The following is a 12,742-nucleotide window of genomic DNA, read 5'->3' as shown; positions in this document are numbered from 1 at the left end:
GTTGTTTTTTGTTGGATATGTATCCCTTTCGATACCAAAAATAATAAAAGAAAAGGCAGGTAATCCGTATAACACAAGATTATCTGCCTTTTCTTTTATTATTTTATCCTAATGATTTATTGCAATTCTTTTTCCTTGTAAATAACATTGTTAGCACCACTTGTAATCTTCAGAGCTTCAGGATGTTCATCTACAAAGCTCTCAATATGACGAATACGTTTCTCTTCAAAAATCTCATCAACAGCAATGAGGATTCCCGTTTCTTCAACATCACCAAACCCATAGTTGATCGCTGTACCAAAGAGTTTCATGGTTGGAGAAAGGTTCATATAAGCATTCACCAAAGGAGGGATATTATATCCCAGCTCACGTATCTCACGATTTAATATCCTATAGTCTTCCTTGAAGCCATTTCCTTGAAAGAGTGCATCCAACTCTGTCGTTGGAGTATCAATTTTCAACGGTTTAATCGGGATTATAAGGTTATCCTTATCATCAAAATACTTCTTCAAAAAGTAAAGAATCATATCCCTTCCCCGGCGGATATAAGAAGGGTACATCGTCATCTTACCGAAAAAATACTTGCATTCAGGATATAGAACCGTCAACGCTCCAAGTCCATCCCAAAGATTATCCAGTGCAAAGATACTCTTAGAATTCTTACGAACATTCTGATAATCCAATGAAACAAACGAACGTCCCAACTCTACTGTGTAAGGAGCATACTCTCTCATGAACTTATCTGAGAAATGAAACATGTGACTTGTTGCTACCACAGGCTGACCATTCTTCCCTATCTTCCACTCACTACCAAAGATATAACGATAACCACCAATAATCTCCTCAGCTTCAGGATTCCATACAATCAATTGTCTGCAACAATTCTCCATCGTGTCGAACTCATCGATATCCATCGATTTGCCCGTACCACCTCCTGCCGAACGGAAAGCTATCTCGCGCAAACGTCCAATCTCCTTCATGACGTTTGGTGCTGTTTTAGCGGTCACAACATATATCTCATTGTGACTTTTGTTAGTCATACGAAGCATCCGTTCAGGAGTCAACTCGCTTTTGAGCAGTTCCTTGCTAATGGGTTGGATGATTTCTTCTTCCATATATTCTATCAAATCTTTTTCTTTCTCTATATCTTATCGCTTGGTTTGCCTCTTTGTTCTATCGTTAATAACTCAAACGGTTATAGCTTATAAACCAAATCTTCAACATATTTTGCCCATTCCATCGATGTACGACTCTTATCAAATGTTTGCCAAGGGATTGGCTTTCCTATCACAACACGGAATGTCTTCCCAATATTCTTATACATCTCATCAACGAGGAAGAGCATAGCTATATTCACTTTCTTGACATATTTATCACTGAAATGGGCGATACGATAGAAGCGATCAGAATTGCGTCCACCAAAGAAGATTGGAACAACATCTCGCTGATACTCCACACTCTTTGTGATAAACGTTTTTTTCCATTCTAAATCATGAATCTTTCCCGCAATTTTACGACTGTTCAATCCAGCTGGGAACATCAAAATATGATTATCACTTTTAAATCCAGCCTCAACCATTCGAGGGAAATCACGACTCTGTTTTCCCGTTTTATTGATACCAATACTTACTGGTTTTAAGCCCGGGAGGTTCAGCAATAAATCATTAACCAAATAGCGAAACTTACCATCATAATGTTTGCCGATAATAGATCCCAATGCAACTCCATCCTGTCCACCAAGAGGATGATTTGAAACAAAGGTATAGAGCTTACCATCATCCTTATCAGGAAGGTTTTCCAAACCTTCAATCTGCAATGTCATATCAAGATAGTGTATACACTCATTGAGCCACTCCGTCCCTGTCAAACCACGACTATCCCAAAGAAACTGATTTACCTCGTCTTCATGAAGGATACGTTTTAGCCAATTGACGGCAAAAGAAGGGACAAATCTTGCTTTCGTTCCCATCTTATCTTTCAGAATCTTGTCAATGTCTATCGTTTTCTCTATTCCTATACTCATGTGCTCAATTCTCTCCTAACAAAGTGCAAAAATAACGAAACGATTTGGAATAGCTCTCTTTTTTTGCAAAAAATATAGGTTTGAATAGAAAAAAATCAAATCAACAATTTACTTAACAGATGATATAAAAACTCAAAAGACAAATCACGTCCCACTCTCTTTACATTCCCCCACTTTACATAAAGAGATCTAAAACAGACCAATCATCAGAATTAAAACACAAATAAAGTCTTTAATCTACCGAAGAAATCAGGAAGAAAAGATGAAAGTTTTTGCCTCTATTTCAAACCACCTTTGTAAATATATTTCACAACTTCAAAATTTACTAAGGCTCAATAGCACTCGAATTAAGGCTTAATTGACCTCTTAAAGATGCCCTTTTGAAGTGTTACTAACGCCCTTTAAGGGTCGAATTAAGCATCCTTTCCCGCGCTTCTTTACAAACACTTGATTTACAAACACTTACAAAGATATCCAAAATAGCGTTTTTAGGGTTAAAATAAAGCATTTTTGGATCAATATTTGTAAACATATTTCAAAACCATAAATCATCCTTTTCACACCACCAATTAAGAGCAGAAAACAAGAACATCATTTTAACCAGTTTTTAAGAGGGAACAAACAACCCTCAGAGTGTTAACATTCGTAAAAAAGAAGTCGTTAACAAAATATAGTGGAGCATAGTGGGGATATGTGGGGAAAAATGTGTAACTTTGAAGCCAAATACAGCTTTATAAAAAATAGACATGAGATTCTTAGGGAATATCGAAGCAAAAACAGACGCAAAAGGAAGAGCTTTCCTACCAGCCGTCTTCCGCAAGGTGCTCAACGCATCGGGCGAAGACTCACTGATATTGCGCAAAGATATCTTTGAACCATGTCTGGTTCTCTACCCAGAATCGGTATGGAACGAACGTATGGATGCTCTTCGCAAACGCTTGAGTCAATGGAGTCGGCGTGACCAGATGATTTATCGTCAGTATGTCACCGATGTAGAAATGATTACACTGGACGGCAATGGTCGCTTCCTAATTCCAAAACGATATCTAAAAATGGCCAATATTGACCAGCAGATTAGATTTACAGGGATGGACGATTGCATTGAGATTTGGGCAAAACGAGAAGACAGCGAGCCATTCATGTCAGCCGAAGAATTCAGCAAAGCTATGGAAGAAACCATGGGAATGGAAGAAGCCTTTTGGCTTGACGCCACATCACAGAGCAACGAATAAGCAACCACAAAAGAGTCAACAGCATGATTAAGACCGCAGAATGTTACCACATCCCAGTACTCCTCAACGAAAGCATTGAAGGTTTGAACCTACATGCCAACGGTGTATACGTGGATGCAACTTTCGGAGGCGGAGGTCATAGCCGAGAGATTCTTTCTCGCTTAGAAGCAGACAGTCATCTGTACAGCTTCGATCAAGATGCTGACGCCGAACAGAACATCGACCGTATGAACTTAAGTGAGGAACAGGTAGGTCGTTTCACTTTCGTTCGCTCCAATTTCAGATACTTGAAGAACTGGATGCGCTATTACGGCATAGAATACATAGACGGATTACTTGCTGACCTTGGAGTTAGTAGCCATCACTTCGATGACGAGACCCGTGGATTTTCTTTCCGTTTCGATGCTCCCCTCGACATGAGAATGAACAAAAGAGCAGGAATGACTGCTGCAGACATACTCAACAACTACGATGAAGAACGACTGGCAGACATACTCTATCTCTATGGAGAAATGAAGCAGTCGCGTCGTATCGCTTCAGCCATCGTTAAGGCAAGAGAACAGAAAACATATAAAACGACTAACGATTTACTGGCACCCATTGAACCATTCTTTCAACGAGCACGCGAAAAGAAAGACATGGCAAAAATGTTTCAAGCGCTTCGCATCGAAGTAAACCATGAGATGGATGCTCTAAAAGAGATGCTTATGGCTGCCACCGAATTACTACGTCCTGGCGGTAGACTATCGGTTATCACTTACCACTCCTTAGAAGACAGAATGGTAAAGAACATCATGAAGTCAGGAAATATAGAGGGTAAAGTGAAGCAAGACTTCTTCGGACGAATAGAAACGCCGTTCCGATTAGTCAACAATAAAGTTATCACTGCAAGTAACGACGAACAAGAACGCAACCCACGAAGCCGAAGTGCAAAACTAAGAATAGCAGAAAAGAAAGCAATGAATGACGAGAACGACAAGAAGAGCCCAATGCTGACGGAGCATCCTCTCACTGAAGACCAAACAGTTTTCACTGAAGAGAGTACAAACGTCACAAAACAACTCATAATGGCAGAGGCTGTTGAAGACACACCACAAGCAACTGCCAATGACGAAGCTGCGACGCCACTAACGGAAGAGGAAGAGAAGAGAATAGAAGAAGAGGCAGAAGTAAGAAAGATAAAAGCTGCTATTGAGGAACAAGCCCGCGAAGACGAGCAACCACAATCATCAAACTTCACCCTTAGAAAGATTTTGGGTGGTGATATTCTCTCAGCACGATTCTTTCGCAACAACATCTGGCTGATGATTACTATCGTAATTTTCACCATCGTCTACATATCAAATCGATACAGTGTGCAGAAGTACCTCATTGAAATTGATAAGCTAAATAATGAATTAGAAGACGCTAAGTATCGTGCACTATCAAGTAGTAGCCAACTCACCGAGAAGACACGTGAGAGTCATATACTTGAAATCTTAAAAACAAGAAAGGACAGTGTGCTAAAGATGTCAGACCGTCCACCTTATATTATAGATGTACCCGAGAAATAGGATATGAGCAAGTTTGATAATAACAAGATAATACCCCGATACAGTGGCATAGCGATAGTAATGTCGCTTATAGCTGTAGCTGTTATAGGTAAGACTATCTACACCATGACTGCAGGTAGAGCTTACTGGATGGAGGTTGCCGCTTCTCAGAAGAAAGATAGTGTGAGTGTTAAGCCAACCAGAGGTAACATCCTCAGTTGTAATGGGCAGCTCATGGCAAGCTCTTTACCAGAGTTTAAGGTATATATGGACTTCAATGCGCTCAAAAAGGCAGGAAATGACACCGCTTTTATTGATAGCATTAACTATATCAGCAAAGGATTAAACGACATCTTCCCAGAGAAGTCAGCTGCATATTTCAAACAGCATCTCATGGAAGGTTATCATAAGGAAAGCAAGCACTGGGCAATATGGAACGAACGTATTGACTATAACACATTCAAGGAAATACAGAGTCTCCCCATTTTCCACCTTTCAAAATATAGAAGTGGATTCCATTGGGATGAGTTCAATGCACGCCGGCGCCCGTTCGGCTCACTTGCACAGCGAACGATTGGTGATATGTTCGGCGCAAAGGACACTGCTCGTTGTGGTTTAGAGCTGTCATACGATTCTATCCTCCGTGGTACAAATGGTATTATTCACCGTCGCAAGGTTCGTAACAAGTTCCTTGATATCACTGACACACCGCCAATTGATGGTGCCGATATCATAACAACCATTGACGTTAGCATGCAAGACTTGGCTGAACGTGCGCTCTTAGATGAGCTAAAAGACCCTACTGTAAATGGTAACGTAGGTGTCGCCATTGTGATGGAAGTTGCTACTGGTGACGTGAAGGCTATTGTCAATTTAGATAAATGTAGTGATGGAGAATATAGAGAGGTCAAGAATCATGCTGTGAGCGACCTATTAGAACCTGGTTCTGTATTCAAGACAGCTTCTATCATGACTGCTCTCGATGATGGGGTCGTAGACACAATGTACACCGTACAGACTGGAAGTGGTGTATGGAATATGTATGGACGAGACATGAAGGACCATAACTGGACACGTGGCGGATATGGAACGCTAACGTTACCTTGGACCTTAAAGTACAGTTCAAACATCGGTGTTAGCCGTATCATTGACACGTACTATCACAAGAACCCAGAGAAGTTCGTTCAGGGAATATATGATTTGGGGCTCGCAGCAGACTTACACATTCCTATCGTTGGTTATTCTCCTGCAAAGATTCGCATGCCACGCAAGAATAGTCGTGGTCAATATGTGAATTGGAGTGCCACTGCTCTTCCATGGATGAGTATTGGCTATGAAACGCAGATACCGCCAATATCAACCCTTACCTTCTATAATGCTATCGCTAACAAAGGTAAAATGATGCGCCCTCGCTTTGTGAAACAAATTGTAAAAGATGGAAAAGTCATCTATAACAATCCCCCACAGGTTATAAAGGAACGCATTGCAAAAGAGAATACAATAACAGAAATCACACGTATTCTGACGGAAGTTGTATCGGAAGGACTTGGCAAGAAAGCAGGCTCTGACAAATTCCTTGTTGCGGGAAAGACGGGTACTGCTCAGATGTCAAAGGGAGCTTTAGGCTACAAAAGCGGAGGAACCAGTTATCTCCTCAGCTTTGCAGGCTTCTTCCCAGCTAACAAACCACGTTATAGCTGTATTGTCTGCATACAAAAGACTGGACTACCAGCATCAGGAGGTGGTATGAGTGGCGTTGTATTCCATCACATTGCAGAAGGAATTATGGCACAAAATCTGAAGTTAAATGTTACTGACGCACGTGATTCTTCATCACACACTATACCGACAGCAAAGACTGGTAACCTGCTTGCAACCGACTATGTGCTCAATGCGCTCGGTTTCAATATTACCAATGGTTGGAATGGAGCCTATCCTTTCGGCAATCCTATATGGGGAAACATATTAGAAAAAGGAAAATCAATAACCTTCCAAAAGGAACGAGTTCCAAAATCAGATATTGTGCCAGATGTCCACGGAATGGGAGCACGTGATGCTGTCTACTTGATGGAGAAACATGGAGTCAAAGTGGTTATCACAGGTAGAGGTCGAGTTATACAACAAAGTGTTACGCCTGGAGAAAAGGTTAAAAAGGGAATGAGATGCGAACTCAGGTTCGGATAAACATTCTCCTTACAAAGATAAAAAACCGTTTCTTAAATAATAAAGAACAAGAATAGAACAAAGATATGAAGTTAAGCGAATTACTCAAAAACGTCAAGGTGATTGCCAGCCAGGGTAATATAGACGTTGAGATTAAAGATGTGAACATTGATAGTCGTAAGATTAAGGACGGCCATCTGTTCATCGCAATGAAAGGAACACAGGTTGATGGACATAAGTTTATCAATAAGGCAATTGAATTAGGTGCCGTAGCTATCTTACTTGAAGACATGCCTGAGGTCCTGAATGAAAAAGTAACATACGTTCAAGTAGCTTCAACAGAAGAAGAGGCGGGCAAGGTTGCCACGATGTTCTATGGAGAACCTTCGCGCAAATTGAGACTCGTTGGTGTAACAGGAACAAATGGTAAGACTACTGTCGCAACCTTATTATATAGAATGTTCCGTGAATTTGGATACAAGGTAGGTTTACTCTCTACCGTATGCAACTATATTAATGATGAGGAAGTTCCAGCAAGTCACACTACTCCTGACCCAATAGAGCTGAATTGTCTTCTTGCGAAGATGGTTAAAGCTGGTTGCGAATATGCCTTTATGGAATGTTCAAGCCATGCTATTCAACAGCACCGTATCGGTGGTTTAGAGTTTGTTGGTGGTATCTTCACAAACCTTACACGTGACCACCTCGACTATCACAAGACCTTCGAGAACTATCGCAATGCAAAGAAGATGTTCTTCGATGGACTCTCTAAGAATGCTTTTGCAATCACCAATGCCGATGATAAGAACGGTATGGTGATGGTCCAGAACTGCAAGGCTACAATCAAAACCTACTCTATCAAGCGTATGGCAGACTTCCGTGCAAAGATTTTAGAGTGCCATTTTGAGGGTATGTACCTCGAGATTAACGGCAAAGAGGTAGGCGTTCAGTTCATTGGTAAGTTCAATGTGAGCAATCTACTTGCTGTATATGGCACGGCAATCATGTTAGGTAAAAAGCCTGAAGAAATTCTCATTGCATTGAGCACACTGAAGAGTGTCAACGGACGATTAGAGCCAATCCAATCGCCAGAAGGATTCACAGCCGTTGTTGACTACGCACATACACCTGACGCATTAGAGAATGTTCTCTCTGCTATTCATGACGTACTTGACAACAAGGGCGGTCGTGTTATTACAGTTTGTGGTGCTGGTGGACATCGTGATAAGGGCAAGCGTCCTTTAATGGCACAGGAAGCTGTTAAGCAAAGCGATACGGTTATCCTTACAAGTGATAATCCACGTGATGAAGAGCCACAGGCAATTATCGATGATATGCTTGCCGGACTTGATACAACACAGCGCAAGAAGGTTCTCACCATCACTGACCGTAAGGAAGCCATTCGCACCGCAGCAATGATGGCACAGAAGGGCGACGTAATCCTTGTTGCGGGTAAGGGACATGAGAACTATCAAGAAATAAATGGTGTAAAGCACCATTTTGATGACCATGAGGTTATCCGTGAAATCTTTGGTATCAAGTAATCTATATAAAATAGATATGCTATCCCCAATCGTAAGAACAATATAAAAAAGAAATAACATGTTATACTATATCTTCCGTTGGCTTGACCAGTTCGGCATTAGTGGCTCACACCTGTGGGGCTACATCAGTTTCCGTTCTATCTTAGCAATGATATTGGCACTGGTTATCTCTGCATGGTTTGGAGAACGGTTTATCAAATACCTCAAGAAAAAGCAGATTACAGAGGTACAACGAGATGCACAGATTGACCCATTTGGTGTCAAAAAGATTGGTGTGCCATCAATGGGTGGTATTATCATCATCGTTGCCCTTTTGATTCCAGTTGTCTTGTTAGGTAGATTACGTAATATCTATCTGCTCCTGATGATTGTCACTACCATTTGGTTGGGTTTCCTCGGCGGAATGGATGACTTCATTAAGATTTTCAAGCACGATAAGGAAGGACTGAAGGGTAAATATAAGATTATCGGACAAGTAACCATCGGACTTATCGTTGGCTTGGTTCTTTGGGCATCTCCAGATGTCAAAGCCAACTTGAACCTTGAGGTAGCCAATCAGAATGGGAAGGAAGTCGTCATCAAACATGAAGCAAAAGCTGTGAAGACCCTGAAGACGACCATACCATTTGTAAAATCACATAATCTTGATTATTCAGAAATTGTAGGTTTCTTAGGTAAGTACAAGACTGCTGGCGGCTGGATTCTGTTTGTCCTTATGACAATCTTCGTTGTCACGGCTGTATCTAATGGTGCGAATCTTAATGACGGAATGGACGGCATGTGTGCTGGCAACTCCGCTGTCATAGGTGTCGTATTGGGTATATTGGCCTATGTAAGTAGTCATATACAATATGCTGCCTATCTAAACATCATGTATATACCAGGCTCGGAGGAATTAGTTGTATTCTTCATGGCATTCATCGGAGCATTGATAGGATTTCTCTGGTACAATACTTATCCTGCACAAGTGTTCATGGGCGACACGGGAAGTCTTACAATCGGTGGTATCATTGCAGTAGGTGCTATCATTATTCATAAAGAATTATTACTCCCTATTCTCTGTGGAGTATTCTTTGTTGAGAGCTTAAGTGTTATCGTACAAGTTTGGTACTACAAATTAGGAAAGCATAAAGGCGTTAAGCAACGTATCTTCAAGCGAACACCAATACATGACAACTTCCGAACACAGGATAGTCAACTTGACCCTGAATGTAAGTATCTATTGAAGAAACCACACGGTGCAGTGCATGAGAGTAAGATTACCTTACGATTTATCATCGTAACCATTATCCTCGCAGCAATGACTATCATCACACTTAAGATAAGATAAACACGAGGCGTGCGAGGTCTTAGCACGATATGTGCGGGGCGTTCGCACAATTGGTGTTCATGCAAAACACCACACAGCTGAGTACTACCAGAAAGACGAGTAACCGTTTACTCGAAGAGAGGTAAGCAGCCAGCAAACAAAAACATTACATAAGCAAGAGAAAGGAAAGATATATGAAAGAATAGTAATACTTGGTGCTGGTGAGAGTGGTGCCGGTGCAGCCGTATTGGCAAAGAAAGAGGGCTTCGATGTCTTTGTTTCTGACATGTCAGCCATTAAGGACAAGTATAAGAAGATGCTTGATGACCGTGGTATAGAGTGGGAAGAGGGACAGCACACGGAAGAGAAGATTCTCAATGCTGATGAAATTATCAAGAGTCCTGGTATTCCTAAAGAAGCTCCGATGGTTCAGAAGCTCATTGCACAGGGCACACATATCATCAGTGAGATTGAGTTCGCAGGGCGATATACCAATTCCAAAATGATATGTATTACAGGAAGTAACGGTAAGACTACTACAACAAGTCTCATCTATCACATCTTCAAGGATGCTGGCTACGATGCAGGATTGGCAGGAAACATAGGAAACAGTCTTGCCTTGCAAGTTGCAGAAGATCCACACGAGTATTACATTATCGAGCTGAGCAGCTTCCAGCTGGACAATATGTACGACTTCCGTGCTAACATAGCCATCCTTCTTAATATCACTCCTGACCATTTGGATCGTTATGACTATAAGTTTGAGAATTACGCAGATGCAAAAATGCGTATCATTCAGAACCAAACCAAGGAGGATAGCTTCATCTATTGGAACGATGACCCTGTTATTAAGAAAGAACTTGAGAAGTATGACGTACATGCTGTATGCTATCCTTTCTCGGAACTGAAAGAGAATGGTAGCATTGGTTACATCGAAGAAGGTGAATACACGATTGAGCAACCAGAACCATTCAACATGGAGCAGGAGGACCTTTCGCTCACTGGTCGTCACAACATCTACAACTCTTTGGCAGCAGGTATCGCTTCAAACATCAGCGGTATTAAGAAAGAAAGCATTCGCAAGAGCCTAAGCGATTTCCCTGGTGTTGAGCACAGACTTGAAAAGGTATGCAAAGTTGCTGGTGTACAATACATCAACGACTCAAAAGCTACGAATGTTGATGCATGCTGGTATGCACTTGAAAGCATGCGTACACCAACCATCCTCATCATTGGCGGAAAAGACAAGGGAAACGACTACGATAGCATTAAGGACTTAGTTAAACAGAAGTGTACAGGTATTGTTTATCTTGGTGCAGACAACAAGAAGCTCCATGACAACTTTGACGGGCTTGGCATCCCTATCCGTGACACTCACTCAATGAAGGATTGTGTTGCTGCATGTGCAGAGTTAGCCAAACCTGGCGACACAGTTCTCTTAAGTCCATGCTGCGCAAGTTTCGACCTTTTCAAGAATATGGAGGACCGTGGCGAGCAGTTTAAGAATTATGTAAGAGCTTTGTAGGAAGAGGCTAATTGGGCTAATAAGACTAAAATTGGGCTAATTGGGCTAATAAATCCCATAAGGAACAAAAAAACAATGAAGAATAAATCACTCAGTAATATATTCAAAGGAGACAAGGTAATCTGGATGATATTTTTCTTCCTCTGTGTCATCAGTATTATTGAGGTATACTCAGCCTCAAGTTCACTGTCGTATACTGGAGGAAACTACTGGAGTCCTATCATCTACCATTGTAGCATCCTTATTGTGGGGATTGCCTTGATGGTTGTTGTACTGAACATCAAATGTCGATACTTCAAACTCATCACACCTATCATACTTGTCATGTCCTTTCTAATGCTTATCTGGGTACTTGTGGCAGGACAAAGTACGAATGGAGCAAGTCGTTGGATTAGTTTTGCAGGTATTCAGTTCCAACCTTCAGAGTTAGGGAAAGGTGCATTGGTATTAGCGATAGCACAGATACTTAGCGCAATGCAAACTGAACATGGAGCAGACCGAAAAGCGTTCAAATACATCATGCTTTTATCCAGTGCCATGATTTTCCTGATTCTCTTTGAGAACCTTTCCACAGCAATGCTCATCGGATTAACTGTATTTCTAATGATGCTGGTGGGAAGAGTTCCTATCAAACAATTAGGACGTTTGATAGGCGTCATCGCCTTGATTGGTGTTGTTGTATTATCCATGGTAATGTTAGTAGGAGATGACAAGAAAGTTGACGATGAGATATCAGCCAAACAACATCTTACTGAACAAACAAATGCTGTACGGCAGGAGGAATCACCAGGTTTCATTGGCAAAACACTACACCGTGCTGACACATGGAAGGCACGTATTAAAAAGTTCTTTAACAACGAATACGTTGCACCAAAAGACTACGACTTAGATAAAGATGCACAGGTAGCACATGCAAACATTGCAATTGCTTCTTCTGATGTCTTTGGTAAAGGACCAGGAAATTCAAATGAAAGAGACTTCCTTTCACAGGCTTTCTCTGATTTTATCTATGCGATTATCATTGAAGAAGGAGGTATCGAAGGAGCCATCTTTGTGGCACTCCTATATATTATCCTTCTGTTCAGAACTGGAATTATAGCCAACCGGTGTGAAAATTCTTTCCCTGCTTTCCTCGCTATGGGTATCGCCTTCCTCCTGGTTACACAGGCTTTATTCAACATGTTAGTTGCCGTTGGTTTAGCACCTGTCACAGGACAACCACTCCCACTTATCAGTAAAGGTGGTACGTCGACCATCATTAACTGCGTCTATATAGGCGTTATACTCAGCGTAAGTCGTTCGGCAAAGAAGAAGAAAGAAGACAAGATGCCTTCACAGAAACTTTCACACGTAACAGCCTAATTTACAGAGAAGAATAAAAAGGAAGCTGAAAGTTGAAAGAAGACAAAAAAAT

9 protein-coding genes and 1 pseudogene are annotated in these 12,742 nt (G+C 41.3%); 8 read left to right on the top strand and 2 right to left on the bottom strand.

Annotation, left to right across the window (positions count from 1 at the left end; genetic code table 11):
- Window positions 1–116 precede the first annotated feature (116 nt).
- A complete protein-coding gene (locus J5A56_RS08410) occupies window positions 117–1,115 on the bottom strand; it encodes a GNAT family N-acetyltransferase (protein ID WP_021671242.1) in 999 nt (332 codons plus the stop codon).
- A gap of 80 nt (window positions 1,116–1,195) precedes the next feature.
- Window positions 1,196–2,023, bottom strand: coding sequence for an acyltransferase (locus J5A56_RS08405; protein ID WP_021671241.1), 828 nt, complete (start codon window positions 2,021–2,023; stop codon window positions 1,196–1,198).
- Between the two features lie 746 nt (window positions 2,024–2,769).
- Here J5A56_RS08405 and mraZ point away from each other — a divergent pair.
- From mraZ to J5A56_RS08370, 8 genes and pseudogenes are all read left to right on the top strand, one after another.
- On the top strand, window positions 2,770–3,255 hold the full coding sequence (mraZ, locus tag J5A56_RS08400; RefSeq protein WP_021671240.1) for a division/cell wall cluster transcriptional repressor MraZ: 486 nt from the start codon (window positions 2,770–2,772) through the stop codon (window positions 3,253–3,255).
- A gap of 23 nt (window positions 3,256–3,278) precedes the next feature.
- Window positions 3,279–4,214 (top strand): annotated as a pseudogene (rsmH, locus tag J5A56_RS08395) (16S rRNA (cytosine(1402)-N(4))-methyltransferase RsmH); the annotation flags it as partial.
- On the top strand, window positions 4,215–4,808 hold the full coding sequence (locus tag J5A56_RS13760; RefSeq protein ID WP_021671238.1) for an FtsL-like putative cell division protein: 594 nt from the start codon (window positions 4,215–4,217) through the stop codon (window positions 4,806–4,808).
- 3 nt (window positions 4,809–4,811) lie between these two features.
- Window positions 4,812–6,971, top strand: a complete 2,160-nt coding sequence (locus tag J5A56_RS08390; RefSeq protein ID WP_021671237.1) for a penicillin-binding protein — start codon at window positions 4,812–4,814, stop codon at window positions 6,969–6,971.
- A 65-nt stretch (window positions 6,972–7,036) separates the two neighbouring features.
- On the top strand, window positions 7,037–8,494 hold the full coding sequence (locus J5A56_RS08385; protein WP_021671236.1) for a UDP-N-acetylmuramoyl-L-alanyl-D-glutamate--2,6-diaminopimelate ligase: 1,458 nt from the start codon (window positions 7,037–7,039) through the stop codon (window positions 8,492–8,494).
- Between the two features lie 58 nt (window positions 8,495–8,552).
- Window positions 8,553–9,824 (top strand): phospho-N-acetylmuramoyl-pentapeptide-transferase, encoded by a 1,272-nt coding sequence (locus J5A56_RS08380; RefSeq protein ID WP_036919150.1) that lies wholly within the window; start codon window positions 8,553–8,555, stop codon window positions 9,822–9,824.
- 169 nt (window positions 9,825–9,993) lie between these two features.
- Complete coding sequence (gene murD / locus J5A56_RS08375; protein WP_211815597.1) at window positions 9,994–11,328, top strand: UDP-N-acetylmuramoyl-L-alanine--D-glutamate ligase; 1,335 nt, start codon at window positions 9,994–9,996, stop codon at window positions 11,326–11,328.
- A gap of 75 nt (window positions 11,329–11,403) precedes the next feature.
- Window positions 11,404–12,690 (top strand): FtsW/RodA/SpoVE family cell cycle protein, encoded by a 1,287-nt coding sequence (locus tag J5A56_RS08370; protein ID WP_021671233.1) that lies wholly within the window; start codon window positions 11,404–11,406, stop codon window positions 12,688–12,690.
- Window positions 12,691–12,742 lie beyond the last annotated feature (52 nt).

Origin of the sequence: Prevotella melaninogenica (assembly GCF_018128065.1) — a bacterium.
In the GTDB taxonomy this organism is placed as follows: Bacteria; Bacteroidota; Bacteroidia; order Bacteroidales; family Bacteroidaceae; genus Prevotella.
This window is presented reverse-complemented; position numbering and strand designations above follow the sequence as displayed.